This is a genomic window from Pseudomonas sp. FIP_A4, assembly GCF_036701605.1.
Lineage (GTDB): Bacteria > Pseudomonadota > Gammaproteobacteria > Pseudomonadales > Pseudomonadaceae > Stutzerimonas > Stutzerimonas phenolilytica.
Genome location: NZ_JAYDXP010000121.1, coordinates 433,694 through 450,969, shown reverse-complemented (window position 1 = coordinate 450,969; position 17,276 = coordinate 433,694). Strand labels below are relative to the sequence as shown.

The 17,276-nt window shown below is 62.8% G+C and carries 20 protein-coding genes; 16 read left to right on the top strand and 4 right to left on the bottom strand.

From position 1 onward, the window contains the following. Positions 1–192: 192 nt before the first annotated feature. A complete protein-coding gene (locus U8L64_RS09500) occupies positions 193–675 on the bottom strand; it encodes a hypothetical protein (RefSeq protein WP_333396518.1) in 483 nt (160 codons plus the stop codon). A 7-nt stretch (positions 676–682) separates the two neighbouring features. Next, positions 683–931: a carbon storage regulator gene (locus U8L64_RS09495; RefSeq protein ID WP_213663577.1), complete on the bottom strand. Its 249-nt coding sequence runs from the start codon at positions 929–931 to the stop codon at positions 683–685. 338 nt (positions 932–1,269) lie between these two features. Here U8L64_RS09495 and U8L64_RS09490 point away from each other — a divergent pair, with 338 nt between their 5' ends. Both U8L64_RS09490 and U8L64_RS09485 read left to right on the top strand, forming a co-directional pair. Then, on the top strand, positions 1,270–1,782 hold the full coding sequence (locus tag U8L64_RS09490; protein ID WP_333396515.1) for an antirestriction protein ArdA: 513 nt from the start codon (positions 1,270–1,272) through the stop codon (positions 1,780–1,782). Between the two features lie 130 nt (positions 1,783–1,912). Continuing rightward, a complete protein-coding gene (locus U8L64_RS09485; protein ID WP_189328006.1) occupies positions 1,913–2,590 on the top strand; it encodes a DUF47 family protein in 678 nt (225 codons plus the stop codon). Between the two features lie 14 nt (positions 2,591–2,604). Here U8L64_RS09485 and U8L64_RS09480 read toward each other — a convergent pair whose 3' ends face one another. Then, entirely contained in the window at positions 2,605–2,952 is a 348-nt protein-coding gene (locus U8L64_RS09480) for a histone-like nucleoid-structuring protein, MvaT/MvaU family (RefSeq protein ID WP_043296927.1), read from the bottom strand. Between the two features lie 459 nt (positions 2,953–3,411). On the opposite strand from U8L64_RS09480, the gene U8L64_RS09475 reads away from it, so the two are divergent. From U8L64_RS09475 to U8L64_RS09450, 6 genes are all read left to right on the top strand, one after another. After that, complete coding sequence (locus U8L64_RS09475; RefSeq protein ID WP_156113668.1) at positions 3,412–3,738, top strand: helix-turn-helix domain-containing protein; 327 nt, start codon at positions 3,412–3,414, stop codon at positions 3,736–3,738. A 14-nt stretch (positions 3,739–3,752) separates the two neighbouring features. After that, positions 3,753–4,592, top strand: a complete 840-nt coding sequence (locus U8L64_RS09470; protein WP_077683104.1) for a replication initiator protein A — start codon at positions 3,753–3,755, stop codon at positions 4,590–4,592. Between the two features lie 229 nt (positions 4,593–4,821). Beyond that, positions 4,822–5,460, top strand: coding sequence for a ParA family partition ATPase (gene parA / locus U8L64_RS09465; protein ID WP_077683103.1), 639 nt, complete (start codon positions 4,822–4,824; stop codon positions 5,458–5,460). Then, positions 5,457–5,699 (top strand): hypothetical protein, encoded by a 243-nt coding sequence (locus tag U8L64_RS09460; RefSeq protein ID WP_043297406.1) that lies wholly within the window; start codon positions 5,457–5,459, stop codon positions 5,697–5,699. Before parA ends, U8L64_RS09460 begins: the two co-directional genes overlap by 4 nt. 26 nt (positions 5,700–5,725) lie before the next feature. Beyond that, the gene (locus U8L64_RS09455) at positions 5,726–6,211 is read left to right on the top strand and encodes a S26 family signal peptidase (protein ID WP_139346432.1); all 486 of its coding nucleotides are present in this window, start codon (positions 5,726–5,728) and stop codon (positions 6,209–6,211) included. 206 nt (positions 6,212–6,417) lie between these two features. Continuing rightward, positions 6,418–8,349: a relaxase/mobilization nuclease and DUF3363 domain-containing protein gene (locus U8L64_RS09450; RefSeq protein WP_077683101.1), complete on the top strand. Its 1,932-nt coding sequence runs from the start codon at positions 6,418–6,420 to the stop codon at positions 8,347–8,349. Here U8L64_RS09450 and U8L64_RS09445 read toward each other — a convergent pair. Beyond that, positions 8,339–9,220, bottom strand: a complete 882-nt coding sequence (locus U8L64_RS09445; RefSeq protein ID WP_333396501.1) for a helix-turn-helix transcriptional regulator — start codon at positions 9,218–9,220, stop codon at positions 8,339–8,341. The genes U8L64_RS09450 and U8L64_RS09445 overlap by 11 nt on opposite strands. 140 nt (positions 9,221–9,360) lie before the next feature. Here U8L64_RS09445 and hemA point away from each other — a divergent pair, with 140 nt between their 5' ends. The 8 genes from hemA to U8L64_RS09405 all read left to right on the top strand — a co-directional run bounded on the left by hemA (position 9,361) and on the right by U8L64_RS09405 (position 17,276). Next, on the top strand, positions 9,361–10,593 hold the full coding sequence (gene hemA / locus U8L64_RS09440) for a 5-aminolevulinate synthase (RefSeq protein ID WP_333396499.1): 1,233 nt from the start codon (positions 9,361–9,363) through the stop codon (positions 10,591–10,593). After that, positions 10,593–11,096: a GNAT family N-acetyltransferase gene (locus U8L64_RS09435; RefSeq protein ID WP_333396496.1), complete on the top strand. Its 504-nt coding sequence runs from the start codon at positions 10,593–10,595 to the stop codon at positions 11,094–11,096. The genes hemA and U8L64_RS09435 overlap by 1 nt, the downstream gene beginning before the upstream one ends. Before the next feature lie 5 nt (positions 11,097–11,101). Beyond that, positions 11,102–12,172 carry a Gfo/Idh/MocA family oxidoreductase gene (locus tag U8L64_RS09430; RefSeq protein WP_043297407.1) on the top strand — a complete coding sequence of 357 codons (1,071 nt, stop codon included), beginning with the start codon at positions 11,102–11,104 and terminating at the stop codon, positions 12,170–12,172. A 20-nt stretch (positions 12,173–12,192) separates the two neighbouring features. Then, positions 12,193–14,046: an asparagine synthase (glutamine-hydrolyzing) gene (gene asnB, locus U8L64_RS09425; protein ID WP_077683098.1), complete on the top strand. Its 1,854-nt coding sequence runs from the start codon at positions 12,193–12,195 to the stop codon at positions 14,044–14,046. A 59-nt stretch (positions 14,047–14,105) separates the two neighbouring features. Then, positions 14,106–15,305 (top strand): MFS transporter, encoded by a 1,200-nt coding sequence (locus U8L64_RS09420; RefSeq protein ID WP_081973335.1) that lies wholly within the window; start codon positions 14,106–14,108, stop codon positions 15,303–15,305. Positions 15,306–15,325: 20 nt separating this feature from the next. After that, positions 15,326–16,270, top strand: coding sequence for a LysR family transcriptional regulator (locus U8L64_RS09415; RefSeq protein WP_077683096.1), 945 nt, complete (start codon positions 15,326–15,328; stop codon positions 16,268–16,270). A gap of 74 nt (positions 16,271–16,344) precedes the next feature. Then, complete coding sequence (gene parS / locus U8L64_RS09410; RefSeq protein ID WP_077683095.1) at positions 16,345–16,809, top strand: type II RES/Xre toxin-antitoxin system antitoxin; 465 nt, start codon at positions 16,345–16,347, stop codon at positions 16,807–16,809. Continuing rightward, on the top strand, positions 16,809–17,276 hold the full coding sequence (locus U8L64_RS09405; protein ID WP_333396487.1) for an RES family NAD+ phosphorylase: 468 nt from the start codon (positions 16,809–16,811) through the stop codon (positions 17,274–17,276). The genes parS and U8L64_RS09405 overlap by 1 nt, the downstream gene beginning before the upstream one ends.

The window sequence follows — 17,276 nt, the reverse complement described above, 5'->3', positions numbered from 1 at the left end:
CATGTGCATAATTGTTCTTGTCAACCGTTTTTTAAGACGCGCGCCGCTCGACCTGCCGCCCGGCATGGCCTGAAAAATGAAGTTCCACTGCTTGGTTCGGTCCCATCATGGCAGTCGCCTCAGGGCAGAACGTACCGCGGTCCACGGTGCCCGTGATTACTCTCTCAACAGGCGCAGCGACCAATAAAGGCCTTACCTGTGCTTGCTCTGGGCGTCCAGCAGCATGCCAATCTCCTGCCTGCCCTGTCCTGGAGCCTTGGTTTGCAGCAACCGCAGGAATCCAAATGAGTCCAAGCCATCGAGCGCCCGCCTGGGACTGGAGATCGGCCTGTGAGGATCGGCACCGGCTTGCAGGAAGCGCTCAACCAGGATGGGCTCGTTGTAGAGGATCGCGGCGTTTAGCGGCGACATGCCGAGCTCATCCGGCTCATCGATGTCGCAACCGGACGCTATGGCCGTATCGATAACCTTGAGCGCGAGTGCCGATTCCTCGGACAGTTTGTCGTAGGCGCCGGCCATCAGGACGATCGTTGGCGCCTCGAAGCCGCGCCCGTCGGTAAGATGGCAGCCGCTTTCATCCGTCGTGCGCAGACCGAACGACGCCAATGAGTCGGCCCAGGCGAAGCCAGACAGTAGGCCACCAACCACGACAGCCAACTGAGCCGCGCGGTGCATGCCGCGCCTACGCCGGTTCGAAGCCGGCCGTGAGTTTTATGAACGACTCATGGCAGGGAATCAGTTCATCTCGAAGCACCAGCAACTGCTCCGGCGCCTCGATCGCCAGGCGTGCCCTGCCGGTGTCGGTCTCCATCACGGTAATCCAGATGCCAACCTGTTCAAGCGCGATCGCCAGATCCTCGATCGATGCGCCCGGCTTGAGTGTCAGCCGTAACTGTTCGTCCACACGTCGTGTCAGCACCAGCCTGCCCATTTGCGCTCCTTGCGGGGGGATCATGCTCGATAGGATGGGGTTGGACATTAGCGCATTCGCCGCAATTCCAAAGCATGCGATCGGCGCTTTAAGGAGCCGGTCACATTCCGATGTACCGGCGAAAACAGGCCACAGCCACGCTCGATCCAAAGCCAAAGGCAGGGGTTCTTGCCCCCTCAAAATCAAGAAAAATAGACGGTTTCCACCCGGCCGCTGCGCTGGGCGGAGCCTCCGCGATTTTTCCTGATTTTTTCACGACCGCCTTAGTCGCCCTAGTCGGCAGGGGTTCATGCGCAACGAAACGCGCAGAACCCCTTCCAGATTGAGGAGCGAACGCGATGAGCACAGACATCCGGATCTATGTCGCCGACCTGGCTGCCTATAACGCAGGCCATCTCCATGGCGCCTGGGTCGATGCCACTCAGGACATGGACGGCATCCAGGAACAGGTCGACGCCATGCTAGCGACCTCGCCGGTCGAAGGCGCCGAGGAATACGCGATCCACGACTTCGAGGGTTTCGGGAGCTACCGAGTCGGTGAGTACGAGCGCCTGGAGAGGGTGCGCCAGATTGCCTGCTTTATCGAAGAGCATCCCGACATGGGCGCGGCCCTGCTTGCCCACTTCAACGACCTGGACCAGGCACGCAAGGCAGCCGATGAAGCCTACTGCGGTTGCTACGCGTCGCTGGCCGACTATGCGCAGGAGCTGACAGAGCAGACCACCTCAATTCCCGACAGCCTGGCCGGATACATCGACTACAGCGCAATGGCACGCGACCTGGAATACGGCGGCGAGGTACTGGTCATCGAAACGGGATTCGAGCAGGTACACGTGTTCATCGTCTACTAGCGCATAAAGCCACACCGGGCACGGCGATTGGTCTCGCAGGATCTATCGATCTGCTACCCGGCTTGTGTCATCCGATTGCAATACTGCGCAGCCTTCAATTGGGCAATGAGGTTTCATTGCGGAGGCCGGCGTGCCAGACAACGTGCTGTGCGGGCTGATAGCCCGCTCCCCGTTCAAGCAGTTGCGCAACCAGTTCTCGCAGGTTCACCAAGCAGTGCAACTGCTCGTGCCAGTGCTGCGTAGCGCACTGGATGAAGACTGGGCAACCGTAACCAGCACGGAGTTGCACGTGCGCGAATTGAACCAGGAAAGCGAGCGGGTCGCGCGCGACATCTGCCTGCATCTACCGAACTCGCTGTTCATGCCGATCCCGCGCAGCGACATCCTCAGCCTGTTGCACGCCCAATGCGACCTGGCGCAACACGCCAGCGAGATTGCCCGCCTCATTTCATTGACGACCCTCGCTATCCCTGCGGCGCTTCAGGATGAAATACGGATTCATCTGCTTCGAGCCGTCGAGGTGGTGAGGCACCTGATGCGCATCATGGGAAAGCTCGACGAACTTCTGGAAAGCCGTTTCCGTGGTCACGAGGCCGTGCTGGTCCAGACGATGATCAGCGAGTTGATCAACGTGGAGCACTCGTCACGGCAGCGTCGTGACGAAGCCACGGTCAAGCTGCTGGGCATGAAGGACCGGCTGCCGGCGGCGGACCTCATCGCACTCGACCGGTTGATCGAGTTGATTGCCGGCTTGTCGGCGCAGGCCAAGCGGGTTGGACTGCGCCTGGAACAGTTGATGGCGAGCTGAAGGATTGCTGAACGTCAGGCGCACCAGGCATTTACAGTCTGGGCGCCATATTCGGCCTTCCAGGCATTGAGCACCCTGTGGTTGCCGCCCTTCGTCTCCACCACCTCCCCCGTATGCGGATTGGTATAGACCTTGACCGTGCGAGCACGGCGGCTACGCGTCTGAATGGCGCCCGCCGGTTGTGGATCCAGGATATCCAGCACCGTCTGCAGGCTGAACCCGTATTCCTTTAGAAGCGCCTTGAGCCTATTTTCAAACTCGATTTCCTGCTTCAACTGACTGTCGGCCTTGAGCTTGTCCAGGGCGGCAAGTTGTTCTGCAAGTTGGGATTCAAGGCGCTTGTATTCTGCGATCTTGCTCATCGTATTCCTCTTTAGAAAACCACAAACAGAATAGGCCCGGCGTCGGGCATGGAAGATCGGGCTCGGCCGGACACAATGAAGTAACCCGCAGCGTCGAACGTTACACGCGACGAGCACTTATATTCAGACGAAAAAGTAAAAACGTATTTACCCACATACACGTAATACGTTTGAGCGCAGTTGCGGGTTTGGACAAATACGTCTTGGCGGATTTGCGCTTTTACTGAACTTGCCATAGGCGCGCTGGGTTCCAAACGCCGGCAAGGCGCATCGACGCGGCGCCCAGGCCATCCACACGAACCGCAACGGATTGGTTTTACCCTGCGAACGCAGCAACCTGACCGAGCGCGCCGAAATAGGTTTCTTGTGGCTCAGTCGCTTTGCTTAAGACCCAAGCCGGCATGATCGGCACCCCCTAACCGGCACAGGGTAGGCCTCCATCAAACGGGAGCCCCTCTCATGCCACTTTCGCATCGTCTCACGACAGCGGACCCGCTGCCACACGCTCGCCGTACGGCAAATCCGCCCTGCCCGTCGCACACATTGGCGTCCGACACGCCGTCATACCTCACCAATACCGAGGCTGCCGTGTTCCTGCGCCTGTCACCGCGCACACTCGAAAAGCAACGCGTAATTGGCGGGGGGCCGCGGTTTCGCAAGTTTGGTCGTCGCGTCATGTACGCGCTGACGGACCTGCAGGCATGGGCCGATGCCCGCAGCTTCGAAACCACGTTCGATCCCGACTATCTGCAGCGCCACCAGGGAGCGACGCGCCATGGCCGTTGAGACGATTGCCGAAGATGCACGCCCTACCCGAGCCGCCTGCCCGGGACAGGCCACTGTCCCCTTTTCGTGCCCTGCCCGGGGACATGGCGCCGCGCGATGCCCAGGACCTGATGGCGAACCCATTCTTCTCGCTCGGCAAATCGCGCCGCACGGCGCCCATCGACTTTCGCTCGTCGACCGTGACGGTGCGCGTCGAGGGCACGCTCGAGCATGGCATTGCGACGATATGGGATGCCGATGTGCTGATCTGGGCGGCAAGCCAGCTGGTAGAAGCGCGCGATGCGGGCATCAGGACGTCCCGCCTGATCCGGGCCACGCCCTACGAGATCCTGCGCTTCATCGGCCGCGGCACATCGCAGCGCGACTACGTACGCCTGAAGGCAGCGCTGGATCGACTACAGACCACAAGCGTCGCCACCTCGATACGCGAGACGACGGGGCGTCGTCTGCACCGTTTCTCATGGATAAACGAGTGGAAGGAGCTTGCCGCGCACGACGGCAAGCCATTGGGGATCGAGCTTGTCCTGCCGGACTGGTTCTATGCCGGTGTACTGGACCGCGCGCTCGTGCTGACCATCGACCCGGCCTACTTTCGGCTGACAGGAGGCATCGAGCGCTGGCTCTATCGACTGGTGCGCAAGCATGGCGGACATCAGCCGGATGGCTGGCAGTTCGACTTCCGGCACCTGCATCGCAAGTCAGGCAGCGCTGCCCGTTACTCGGACTTTGCCTGCGACCTGCGTGCCCTGGTTGCCCGGCAATCGCTTCCCGGCTATCACCTGAGCACTCTGCGCATTGCCCCTTGCACGGACCTGCTGGCATTCAGGCCCGTGCCGCAAACGGCACGGGGATAAGCCGCGCACAAGCTGTGGAACCTGTCGTGCTATCAGGCGCAAGGAGCCTCGTGCTATCAAGCGCAGCCGTATCGTGCTATCGGGCGTACCTAACACGCTCCAGAGCAGTTAAACCGCGGCGTGCAGCCTGCCTTAACTTAACTAACCGTATAGCTCTAACTTTTTATTGGGGCGGCATGGGGCTCTGGATAACCCGGCGAGATCCTGCAGCGCCGGCAAGGAAAGACCGATGATCCTCGCGCTGCTCAACCAGAAAGGCGGGGTCGGCAAGACCACGCTGGCGACCCACATTGCCGGTGAACTGGCACTGCGTGGCAAGACGGTGATCCTGCTCGATGCCGATCCCCAAGGTTCCGCACTGGACTGGGTGCAGCGCCGTGCGCAACAGGGGCTCGGCAGGCTGTTCGGTGCCGTGGGGCTGTCACGCGAAACGCTGCACCAGGAGGCGCCGGCGCTTGCGCGCGGGGCCGATCACCTGATCATCGATGGCCCGCCGCGGATCGCCGCCCTGGCGCGGTCGGCGCTCATGGCGGCCGACCGGGTATTGATCCCAGTGCAGCCCAGCCCCTTCGACTTCTGGGCCAGCGCCGAGATGGTCGATCTCATCCACGAGGCGCAGGTATACAAGCCTTCGCTTCGCGCCGCCTTTGCAATCAATCGGCGCGTCAGCACCACTGTGATCGGTCGCGAGGCGCGCGAATCACTCGCCGAGCAACCGCTTCCGGCACTGCGGGCGGAGGTGCGGCAACGCATCGTGTTTGCCGACAGCGCAGCGGCCGGGCGCCTGGCCTGCGAGCTCCTTCCGGAAGGCGTTGCCGCCCGGGAGATCAGTGCACTGGTCGATGAGCTGCTCGGGTGGGCGCCATGAGCGTCAAGCGCGTCGGCATCGGCGCCCGGCCGCTGGCCGATCCGCAGGCCCAGGCATGGATACGCCAGGAGGCGAAACGTGCGCTCGGCAAGGGCGATGTCTATACGGCGCGCCTGACGCTGGACATCACCCCTGCCCTACGCGCCCGTATCAAGATGGCCGCCTTCAGCGAGGGCATCACTGTGGCCGAGATGCTGCGTGACCTGCTCGAAGCGCGCTTCCCGGAGCGCCTGCCATGAGGTGTGGCTTCACAACCCGGGCCGGCATGCCGTTGGTGATCGTCGGCTCGCTGCTGGCCGTGCCCTTGGTGCTTGTGAACCCGCCCGTGCAGGTGATCTACAACGCGTCCACCAGCGTACCCAGCGGCTGGTACCGAGTCGATGCTGGCTCTGCGATACAGGTGGGAGACCTGGTGCTCGTGCGTCTGTCCGGTGCGTCGGCACAACTGGCCGGCGAGCGCGGCTACCTGCCAGCAGGGGTGCCCCTGCTCAAGCCAGTCTTCGCGACCGCACCGCAACGGGTATGCGTTGTTGGGAAGCACCTGATGGTCGATGGCCAGGCAGCCGCCCATGCCCGGTCGCGAGATCGGCTCGATCGCTTGATGCCCCGATGGCGGGAGTGCCGAGCACTGGTCGGCGACGAGCTTCTGCTGCTCGCGCCGGACAGCGCCGACTCGTTCGACAGCCGGTACTTCGGCCCGGTCAGGACGGAGGCGGTGCTGGGCAAGGCCCAGCCGCTATTCGTGAAATAGCGGCCAGTGCAGGTGCAAAGGGCGAGAGGCAGAAGAGGGCAAGATAAAAGGGGGCGTCACGAAATGGCGTACGAATGCGGTCTGCACAAGGGTTGGCAACGGCACGCCATAGCGTGGATGAAGTGCCTGCCGCGGTCGAAAGGCATGCAAATACTGCTTCGGGAAGGTGCAGCTACGCCGCATTACGCCGGTGTTGGAGTGTATCGATGAGCGACCGGGACAACACACCAGAGGATCGATTCCAGCCCAAGGTGGGCGCCCCCTACCAGCGCAGCCAGTCCTTCGTGACCCGGATCCTGCGCCAGTCGAGCAAGGCGGGCGCTATCCCCCAGCGCGTCGCGCACCAGCCTGGCGCCCGCCTCGGTCGCGGCCATGTAGCGGCTCGATTTTCCGGCGGCCAGGCCAACGGCCGCCGAGTGACGATCAAGACACGGCTCGTGAACCTGAGCCGGGCCGGCCGACGCTCGATCGCCACGCACCTTCGCTACATCGAGCGCGAGGGCGTGGGGCGCGAAGGGGAAGCGGGCCAGGCCTATGGACCTGCGACCGCTCGGGCGGACCTGGAGGCATTCGAGGCGCGCGGCCGGGATGATCGCCACCAGTTTCGCTTCATCGTTTCTCCTGAAGATGCCCAGTCGCTAGGGGACTTGCGTACCTTCACCCGTCACCTGATGGATCGCGTGGCGAGCGACCTGGGTACTCGCCTGGATTGGGTCGCCGTCGACCACTGGAATACCGACAACCCGCACACCCACGTTGTGCTGCGCGGCAAGGACGAAACCGGGCGGGACCTGGTCATTGCCCGCGACTACATTGCCCACGGCATGCGTCATCGCGCCGGCGAACTGGCCACCGAATGGCTGGGTCCGCGCACCGAGCGGGAGATCCTCGCAAGCATTGATCATGAGGTGGAACAGGACCGCTGGACAGGCCTCGATCGCACACTTTCGCGACAAGCACAGGCCGGGCATCTCGGACCGCAGGCGCTTGCCCATCATTCGCGCCGCCAGCAGTTGCTCGGCCGATTGCAGTACCTGCAGCGTCTAGGATTGGCACGCGAGGAGCGCACGGGACACTGGCATCTGTCACCGGATGCCGAACGGACGTTGCGAACACTTGGTGAACGGGGCGACATCCTGCGCACGATGCAGCGTGCCATAGGCGGCCAGCAGCGTGAGTATGAGATCGTGCAAACCGGTTCCGGTCGAACCGTGATCGGGTGCCTGGTGGCCAAGGGACTAGCCGGCGAACTGCATGACCAAGGTTATCTGGTCATCGATGGCATAGACGGCAAGGCCCACCACCTCAGCCTGCCGCCAAGCGCACAGCTGTCGGACTTTCCCCTTGCATCGGTGATCGAGGCAACGGCCTCGGTCGACCCGCGTCCGATGGATGCACGGATTGCGTGGCTTGCAGCCGATGGGCTCTACGCACGCGATCGGCACCGCACCCTTCTGCTCGCGCAAGCTCCAGGCAAGGATCCGGAGCCGCTGCTCGACGCCCACGACAGACGGCTCGAAGCGCTGCGTCGCGCGGGCATCGTCGAGCGCCTCGGCGAAGGCGTATGGCGAGTGCCAGGCGACTTGGCCGAGCAAGGTCAGCGATACGACGCGCGACGCCAAGGCGGCGTTGCAGTAAGCCTGCACTCGGCCCTGCCACTCGAGAGGCAGATCACGACTGTCGGCGCCACCTGGCTGGACACCCGGCTCGTAGGCACGCCACAGGCCTTGGCCAACCATGGTTTCGGTGCTCAGGTGGAAGCTGCCATGCGCCAGCGCACGGACTTTCTACTCGAGCAGGGATTGGCGCGGCGCAGCGGATCGCAGGTATTGTTCGCGCGCGACCTGCTGGCCACGTTGCGAGTCAAGGAACTGGCTGCCGCGGCGCGTGACATCGAGGCACAGACCGGGCTGCGTCATCGCCCACTCATCGATGGCAAGCCCGTCAGCGGGATCTATCGGCGACGCATCGAACTGGCCAGCGGGCGCTATGCCCTGCTCGACGACGGCATGGGTTTCAGTCTCGTACCCTGGAAGCCCATGATCGAGCCAAGGCTTGGGCAAGCGGTTATGGCGCAGGTAACGGGCAGCCACGTATCCTGGAAGATCGGCCGCACCCGTGGGCCGGTCATTGGCTGAGGGCGCTTGAGGCGCTGCCTGCGCTTTGTACCTCATCGATCAGCCATCGCTCTAAACGACGGCTCTGTGCCTGCCCTTCCCTGGCAGCGTAGTAGACCAGCCGCAGGTCCCGGTCCACGTCGATCGTCAGCGAGGTGTGGTCGAACACCACCGCGCCGACCTCTGGAACCTGCAGGTACCGAATACCCTGGCAGGGTCCGTGGATATCCTGCTGTCGCCACCAGGAACGAAAGTCCGGATCGACCTTCTCCAAGTCCTTGACCAGCACACCGATATCCGGGTCCAGCGGTGCCCTGACGAAGTCACGGCGAAAGCTCGACAGGATCTGTAGCGCTTGATCACACCAGGGATCGAACAACGAGCGGATCGAGGGCGCGGTGAACAGCAGCCATAGCAGGTTTCGCCGCTCGACCGGAAAGCTCGAGAACCCGAACACACGGTCAGCCGCGGCATTCCAGGCCAATACATCCCAGCGAAGGTTCAGCACATAGGCCGGCCGCAGCGGCAGGTCGGCCATCAGCCGGTGCACCAGGGGCGGCACCACGCACCAGGTCTTGCCGGGCTCGGGTGGCAGTCGCTGATGAGCCAGAAGGAACAGGTGACGGCGTTCGGTAGCGTCGAGCTTGAGCGTCCTGGACAGGTTCTCCAGGAAGGTTGCCGAAACGCCGATCTCGCGTCCCTGCTCAAGCCAGGTGTACCAGGACAAACCCACCCCCGCCAGGGCGGCCACCTCTTCGCGCCGAAGCCCCGGCGTGCGGCGTCGCCCGCCTGCCGGGAGCCCGACTTCTTCGGGGGAAATGCGCTCGCGGCGACTACGCAGGAAGTCCGCCAGCTCCGCCCGGTTTCGCTCGAGGCTGCGTGGTGCGCTCATCCAATTACCTCAAGTAATAGTATAAACGGTCAAATTGTAACCCCATTGAAGCGGTACTAAGAATACCTCCTTGTCGTCCCCAAGGCCCGACCCAGAGCGCTGGTCGAGCCAAGGCGACCTGACCGCCAGGAGAGATACGGATGTACCAATCATTGCTTCGCGAACAGCTGGAGTCACTGAAGTCCTCCAACCAATACCGCACCTTCACGACGCTGAGCCGGATCTGCGGGCAATACCCGCTGGCCAGGCTGGACGGCAGCCGACCGGACCCGGTGGTCGTCTGGTGCAGCAACGACTACCTGGGCATGTCACAGCATCCGGTGGTGCGCCGACAGATGCACCAGGCATTGGAAACCTACGGTGCAGGCTCCGGCGGCTCACGCAACATTGGCGGCTCGCACGAGCTATATGGGCGCCTGGAGAGCAGCCTGGCCGACTGGCATGGCAAGGAAGCGGCGCTGGTCTTCCCCACCGGCTTCGGTTCCAACGACGCGACGCTGCAGTGCCTGCTGCGCCAGATCCCCGACTGCGTCGTGGCCAGCGACGCGCTGAACCATGCATCGATCGTCAACGGCATTCGCGCAACACCAAACGAACGACGGGTGTTCCGTCATAACGATGCCGATCACCTCGCTGAGATCCTGTCGAGCTACCCCCTCGGTCAGCCGAAGCTAGTCGTGTTCGAATCGATCTATTCCATGGACGGTGATATCGCGCCCATCGCGCGCATCGTCGAGGTAGCCAAGCGATACAACGCCCTGACCTACCTGGACGAGGTGCATGGCGTCGGCATGTATGGGCCTCGCGGCGCCGGTGTAGCTGCAGAGCTAGGCCTGGCCGCGCAGATCGACATCATCCAGGGCACCATGGCCAAGGCCATCGGCGTGATCGGCGGCTACATCGCATCGAGCCACGTCATCGTCGACGCGGTTCGGTCCTTCGCGACCGGATTCATCTTCACCACCGCGCTGCCTCCTGCCGTCACCGCAGGCTGCCTGGCGAGCGTGGAGCACCTCAAGTCCAGCGAAGACGAGCGCACCCGACTGCATGCCAATACCGCCCTACTGCGCGAGAGGCTCCAGCAGCAGGACATCCCAGTCATGCCCTGCTCGCAGACCCATGTATTGCCGGTGCTGGTAGGCGAGGCCGAACGCTGCAAGGCGGCGGCACAGCGCCTGCTGCATACCCACGGTGTCTACCTGCAGCCGATCAACTACCCCTCCGTGCCGGTTGGCACCGAACGCTTTCGCATCAACGCTACCCCCAACCACACCTTGGAGCAGATCGAGCACCTGGCCGCCGCCCTTCGCGAAACCTTCGAGCATTTCCACATACCGCTCGCCTCAACCGCCTTTGCAACGGAGGTGGCCTGATGAGCGATGCGTTTTACATCGTGCGAAGCGCAACGACCGCCGACGTGGCGATGCTGATCGAGCTGCGCGCATTCTTGCTCGACGGTACGGACGCCAGCTACTCCAGCCGCACCCCGGAGAGACAGGCGCGCTGGCGCGCCGCGTACCGCGGCTGGCTGACCAACCACCTGGGCGCGAACGACAACGTACAGGTACTGGCTGTGGAACACCGCGATTCGGGCCAGGTGATCGGGTGCGCAACCGGCATCATCGATGCGCGGGCGCCAACCGCCGCGAACCCCAACGGCCTTTCGGGATGGGTGCAGTCGGTGGTGGTCGCGCCACAGTGGCGGGCCCAGGGCATAGCACGGCAGCTCATGCGGCAGCTGTTGCGCTGGTTCGACAACCGCGAGGTCGCAACCGTGGTGCTCCAGACCACGCCGGACGCATCACGGCTCTACGCAACGCTCGGTTTCCAGACGAGTACCGAATGCCTGCTGGTTCGCCAGGTACGCCCGTCATGAGTCCCTTGCGCATTCTGATCATAGGGCTCGGCTATGCCGGGCTTCGCCTGCAAACGGCATTCGAACATGCGGCCGCGGCCGCAAGGATCGAGCTGTCGATCGCATACGCAGACCACAGGCAAAAACAGACGACGCTCAGGTACTTCGATCGTATCGATGGGGCACTGCAAGACTTCAAGCCTGACCTCGTCGTCGTCAGCGTCAACGACACCAGCCACGCCAGCGTACTTGCACAACTCGCTGGATACCCAGGCTTTGTCGTTTGCGAAAAGCCGCTGGCAACACCACTCGATGACCTGGCGGCGATACGAAGTGCGTTGACCGGGACCCGCGGATTCGCGCTGAACCTCGTGGAGCGCTACTCCGATGCCAGCCGTGTGCTGCGCAGCTGGATCGCCCGACACGAGTGGCGCTTGGTGCGCGCCAGCTTTCACTGGGGCAAGGACCGGATCAACGACTATCGGCCGACGTGCGGGGTGACCAGCGAGGCCATTCATGCGCTGGACCTGATTCGCTGGATCTGCCCCGCCGCCGGGCCCATGACCATCACAGGCGTACTCGGGGCCCGATCCGACTTTTCGATATCGGGTCCGGCCGTGCTCGACACGCTGCAGGTGACCGCGACGCTTGGCGAGGCCACCGTCAGCGGTTACAGCAGCTTTGTCAATGTCGTCCGGCAGCGCACGGTCGACCTGTCGTTTCTCGACCAGGCCGACCAGTTGATCCACGCAAGGCTGGTCTTCGATACGCCACGTTGGGACCACGATCACCTTCGCATCTGGATGCGCGACACCGACGGTCGTGACCTCGTCGTGCACGAGCGTGTCCTGTCGCCCAGTCAGCCGAACCTGCAGATGCTTCACAAGCTATCGCGGTTCTGCCTGGACCTCGTGCACTGGGTCGCGTGCCAACGCCCTCCTTCGCAGCCATTCGCCGACCTGGCGACCGCCCTCGACCTTCAGCAGCTGCTCAACGCGCTCGAGCGGTGCGCGCAAACCCCTCCACCGGCCCGGTACAACCCGGGTGATACCCGTGCCTTGCTGGCCGAGGACGGCGATGTGGAAAGCCTTGGCTGATCTATAACCAGGAGAAGACTATGTGTGGAATTGCAGGATGGCTGTCCTATAGCCTCGACATGCAGCAGCAACGCGACACCCTGCAGCGCATGACGGACACCATGGCGCGTCGCGGGCCGGATGCCGGGGGCCTGTGGCTCGAGGGTCCCGTCGGGCTGGGGCACCGCCGGCTGTCGATCATCGATCTGGAGGGTGGCCGGCAGCCGATGCTTGCGCGCCAGGACGATGGCCAGCTGGCGGCCGCGATCACCTATAGCGGGGAAATCTACAACTTCCGTGAGCTGCGCGCCGAGCTGCAGCTTCGAGGACATCGGTTCGACAATCGCAGCGACACCGAGGTGGTCCTGCGTGCCTATCTCGAATGGGGCGAAGGTTTCGTCGAGCTTCTGAACGGCATGTTCGCCTTTGCACTATGGGACCGGCGCAACGAGCGGCTGCTTCTGGTCCGCGATCGCATGGGCGTCAAGCCGCTGTATTACTACCCAATCGACGACGGCGTGATCTTCGGTTCAGAACCCAAGGCCTTGCTGGCAAACCCGCTAGTTCCGCGCAGGGTCCGTGCCGACGGGCTGCGCGAGATACTGGAGATGGTCAAGACGCCTGGGCATGCGGTGTATGACGGCATGCGCGAGGTGCTGCCGGGCGAAATCGTCCGGGTGGACCGCAAGGGCCTGACTCGTCATCAATACTGGCGCCTGGACGCCCGCGAGCATGCCGACTCCCTCGAGCAAACCATCCGTCATACCCGAGACCTGCTTGAGGATATCGTCGAGCGTCAGATCGTGGCGGACGTGCCGTTGTGCAGTCTGCTTTCTGGAGGCCTTGATTCATCAATCATCACGGCGCTGGCGTCCCACAAGCTACTGGCGGCCGGCAAGGGGAACATCCGTTCGTTCTCGGTCGACTTCGACGACCACGGCAGCGGATTTGCCAGCGATGCGGTCCGCGGCACGCCCGATGCGCCGTTCGTTCGCGATCTTGTCGATCGCATCCGTAGCAGCCATAGCGAAATCATCCTCGACAGCGGCGAACTGGCCGATCCTGCACTGCGCAGCAAGGTCGTGAGCGCACTCGACCTCCCCCCGGCGTACTGGGGTGACATGTGGCCATCGCTCTACCGGCTGTTCGAGGAGGTGCGCAAGCTATCGACCGTTGCGCTGTCAGGCGAAAGCGCGGATGAGGTTTTCGGCGGATACCGATGGTTCCACGACCCTGCAGCCATAGAGGCAGCCACCTTTCCATGGCTGGCATCGGTCACGGGCAAGTATTTCGATGGCAAGACGCTATTCGACGACGGCCTCCTTCGCCAGCTGGACATGCCGGCCTTCCTGGCGGACAGCTACAGCCAGGCGATTGCCGAAACCCCGGTGCTACCGGGCGAAAGCCCTGTGGAGCGGCGCATGCGCCAGATGAGCTACCTGAACTTGACCCGCTTCGTGCAGACCCTTCTGGATCGCAAGGACCGCATGAGCATGGCCGTTGGCCTGGAGGTTCGCGTTCCGTTCTGCGACCACCGGCTGGTCGAATACGCCTTCAACATCCCGTGGAGCCTGAAGACGTTCGATGGCCGCGAAAAAAGCATTCTGCGGGCGGCAACCCGGGACCTGCTGCCGCAATCGATCACCGATCGAGTCAAGAGCCCCTACCCCTCGACCCAGGATCCTACCTACGAGCGTGCGCTGCGCGAATCGCTAGCTTCGATCATGCGAAGTCCGGACGCCCCGGTCCGTGCGCTGCTCGATCCCAGGCGCGTAAACGAGACCCTCGAGCGCCCTCTGGGCAGCATTTCGCCCATGTACGACCGCATGGGTATGGAACTCGCCGTGGGACTCAACACCTGGCTGACCGAGCAGGACATCAGTCTCGATCTTTAACCCCATCCGGACGCGGTCTCGATGGGACCGTGCGCGCCTGCTCTTCCATGGAGTGCCTCATGAGCAACCGTTCTTCCCAGCAGCTTCCCATCTACCTGATCGCGCTCGGCGCGTTCGCACTTGGCATGGCGTCCTATGTCACCGCCGGGCTCATTCCGATGATAGAGAGCGACTTCTCGGTTTCGGTGGCGATCGCCGCGCAGCTGGTCACGGCCTTTACCCTCGCCTACGGCCTGGGCTCACCAATATTCGTCGCGCTCACGCCGCCGGATCGCCAGCGAACCGGACTGCTCGTTGCCCTAGCAGTGTTCGTAGTGGCCAACGCGGCCAGTGCCCTGGCCGGCGACTTCAACATGCTGATGCTATGGCGCGCTGTAGCCGGCATCGGCGCCGGCGTCTACCTGGCGATGGGAATCGGGGCTTGCGCCGCACTTTCCGCGGCCGATCGGCGCGGCAAGTCGATAGCAATCATCATGGGCGGGATGGCCAGCGGGGTCGTCCTGGGCGTCCCCCTAAGTCTGATGATCGCCGACCAGATGGGCTGGCAGGCGGCGCTGTGGCTGGTCACGCTGCTTGGGCTGCTAGCCTTCGTTGGCCTGGGCCTTCTGCTTCCGACGCTACCCGTAGCGCCATCCAGTTCTTTGCGCCAGAAACTCGCGATTCTCACTGACGGGCATGTCGTCACCATCCTGCTAGTGTCCCTGCTCGCAGCTATTGCGAGCCTCGGCATGTATACCTTCATCGCACCACTATTGGCCGACCCGAACTACGGCGCGGTTCGATCGGTGACGCCCTATTTGTGGGTATGGGGGATCGGCGGTGTGCTGGGCAGCTTTCTCGTGGGGCCTGTCGTCGACCGCGTACGAGGCCCCGTGCTCGTGCTTGCAATCATGCTGATCCTGGCCGCATCGCTGTTCCTTCTGCCGGCTGCGGCATCCCTCGATGCGTGGCTGGCCATATTACCCATCGTATCGTGGGGTGCCGTTGGCTGGGCGCTTCAGGTGCCGCAGAACAATGAGCTGATCGTTGCAAGACAAGCCCAGGGCGACGGAAACCTGGCCATCGCGCTCAACGAGTCGGCGCTGTACCTGGGCAGCGCCATTGGCGCCGCCGCCGGCGGCTTCATCCTGTTGTTGCAGATGCCGACTTGGTCGCTGGCCGCGTGCGCCGGAACGGTTGCGCTAGCCGGCGCGTTGCTCCAAGTGATCAATATCCGGCGTCAGCCGGGGTGGATACCCCAGGCCGAACCCCATCACTGACTGACGTGGGAGGTACAGACGTGGAGCTTCGTCATCTTCGCTGTTTCGTCGTGGTCGCAGAGGAGCTGCATTTTGCGCGCGCCGCGGCACGCCTGCACATCGAGCAATCTCCCCTGTCGCGGATCATCAAGGATCTGGAGTACCGCCTGGGCGTGCAGCTGTTCGAACGAACGACACGTCGTACACGCCTGACCTGGGCCGGCACCGTCCTGCTGGAAGAGGCGCGAAGAATTTTCGCAGTGGTCGAACAGGCCAAGGCCAGTGTCAAGGGCGCCGCGGCTGGCTATCGCGGACAGCTGCGAGTGGCCTTGTCGGATGGCGTTCCACAAGCACGGCTCGCGGCGCTGCTTGCCCAGTGCAGAGAAGAGGATCCCGATGTAGAGATTTGCCTTCGCGAAGTGCCGTCCTCGGTGCAGATCAAGGGCCTGCAGGACGACCTGTTCGATGTCGGCCTGGCGCAGACCGCCCACCGGGCCAAAGGTCTCCTGGCTTTACCCGTTTGGCATGATCCGCTGGTCGTCGTCCTGCCCGCCCGACATCAGTTGCTGGCATATCGGGAGATTCCGCTTGATGAGATCGCGCGACACCCTCTGGTTCTCTGCGAGCCCCAAGTATGCGAGGGCTTCTGGCAGCAGCTTCAACCGGTGCTCAAACCGATCGAATCCAAGATGAACGTGGCGGAACGCGTGCCCACGCTCGATCTGATGATGGCCTTGGTTGCGGCTGGTTACGGCCTCGGGTTCTCGAGCCGTGCAAGAATCGTCGAGCTGAACAACCCCGACGTGGTTATCCGTCCCCTGGCCGACAACTTGACGATGCTGACCACTTTCCTTGTACGACGCGACGTCGAGTCGTCCGAGCAACTGGACCGATTCGTCAAACGGGTCATGCATGCCGAGCTTGACGTTGTGGCATCTCCCGTCACCGACGCGATGACCCTGTCCGCCGCGGAGGCCCGACCATAGAACGGGCAACAGCAAAAGGCTCGAAACAGTGCTATCATTTGACGTATCCGAATACATCAAATGACGGATTCACCATGAGCGCCGTAGCGAAGCAGCCAATTAAACGATCCGCCAGCGCCACGGCGAAGCCGGGTTTCTGGAAAATGGCCCATGAGCTATCGACACTCACTGAGCATGAGCGTCTTGCGCAAATCCGTGCAGGTTTCGAACCCAACTGGCTCGTCGCGACCAAGTCGGCGTTCCGGCTGACGATACCGATGATTGCCGTCATCGCGAACGTATCGGTTTCGACCGTGGAGCGCAGACTCAAAAGTCATGAAGCGTTGGACCCGATCGCATCTGAACGAATTGATCGCCTTGCTCAAGTGGCTGTCCTGGCCGAGGACGTTTTCGAGGACACCGATGCGGCCAGCAGCTGGATGGCAACAGCGAACGATTCACTTGGTGGACAAACGCCTCTGTCGCTGTGCGAGACGGAGCTTGGCGCTCGCCAGGTGCGTCGCGTGCTGAATGCGATCGAATGGGGCGGCGTGGTCTGATGAAGGCATGGCGGATTGCCAAGGCCAAGCGCGCCGCAGATCTTTCGGGTATGGGTGCAGCCATTGAGGGCGGACGCTGGAATGACGCCGAGGTGCCGGCTGTCTACCTAGGCCTCTCACCCGCGATCTGCTGCCTGGAAACCTTCGTTCATCAGGCCAGGCGGCCGGTTTTCCCCATGAAAATCACCGAACTCGAGCTGCCCGATGATCCCGCGTTTTACCTTGAACCCGACGTGAAAAGTCTTCCGACAGGATGGTCGTCATTGCCTGCAGATCGGCCGAGCATGGCGTTTGGTACGGCCTGGCTGAGAAGCGGCTCTCACCTGGGCCTGATAGTACCGTCAGCAGTGATGCCACTGGAACGGAACATCGTGCTCAACCCATTACACCCTGCAATGTTGAACGTCACGATCAGCCAAATACTGGACTTCACCTACGACGAACGACTTTTCGTCTTGCGTCCGTGA

Coding starts and splice junctions, on each gene's coding strand:
- U8L64_RS09500 (WP_333396518.1), bottom strand. CDS start 675: ATGCACCGCGCGGCTCAGTTGGCTGTCGTGGTTGGTGGCCTACTGTCT.
- U8L64_RS09495 (WP_213663577.1), bottom strand. CDS start 931: ATGGGCAGGCTGGTGCTGACACGACGTGTGGACGAACAGTTACGGCTG.
- U8L64_RS09490 (WP_333396515.1), top strand. CDS start 1,270: ATGAGCACAGACATCCGGATCTATGTCGCCGACCTGGCTGCCTATAAC.
- U8L64_RS09480 (WP_043296927.1), bottom strand. CDS start 2,952: ATGAGCAAGATCGCAGAATACAAGCGCCTTGAATCCCAACTTGCAGAA.
- U8L64_RS09475 (WP_156113668.1), top strand. CDS start 3,412: ATGCCACTTTCGCATCGTCTCACGACAGCGGACCCGCTGCCACACGCT.
- U8L64_RS09470 (WP_077683104.1), top strand. CDS start 3,753: ATGCACGCCCTACCCGAGCCGCCTGCCCGGGACAGGCCACTGTCCCCT.
- parA (WP_077683103.1), top strand. CDS start 4,822: ATGATCCTCGCGCTGCTCAACCAGAAAGGCGGGGTCGGCAAGACCACG.
- U8L64_RS09460 (WP_043297406.1), top strand. CDS start 5,457: ATGAGCGTCAAGCGCGTCGGCATCGGCGCCCGGCCGCTGGCCGATCCG.
- U8L64_RS09455 (WP_139346432.1), top strand. CDS start 5,726: ATGCCGTTGGTGATCGTCGGCTCGCTGCTGGCCGTGCCCTTGGTGCTT.
- U8L64_RS09450 (WP_077683101.1), top strand. CDS start 6,418: ATGAGCGACCGGGACAACACACCAGAGGATCGATTCCAGCCCAAGGTG.
- U8L64_RS09445 (WP_333396501.1), bottom strand. CDS start 9,220: ATGAGCGCACCACGCAGCCTCGAGCGAAACCGGGCGGAGCTGGCGGAC.
- hemA (WP_333396499.1), top strand. CDS start 9,361: ATGTACCAATCATTGCTTCGCGAACAGCTGGAGTCACTGAAGTCCTCC.
- U8L64_RS09435 (WP_333396496.1), top strand. CDS start 10,593: ATGAGCGATGCGTTTTACATCGTGCGAAGCGCAACGACCGCCGACGTG.
- asnB (WP_077683098.1), top strand. CDS start 12,193: ATGTGTGGAATTGCAGGATGGCTGTCCTATAGCCTCGACATGCAGCAG.
- U8L64_RS09420 (WP_081973335.1), top strand. CDS start 14,106: ATGAGCAACCGTTCTTCCCAGCAGCTTCCCATCTACCTGATCGCGCTC.
- parS (WP_077683095.1), top strand. CDS start 16,345: ATGAGCGCCGTAGCGAAGCAGCCAATTAAACGATCCGCCAGCGCCACG.
- U8L64_RS09405 (WP_333396487.1), top strand. CDS start 16,809: ATGAAGGCATGGCGGATTGCCAAGGCCAAGCGCGCCGCAGATCTTTCG.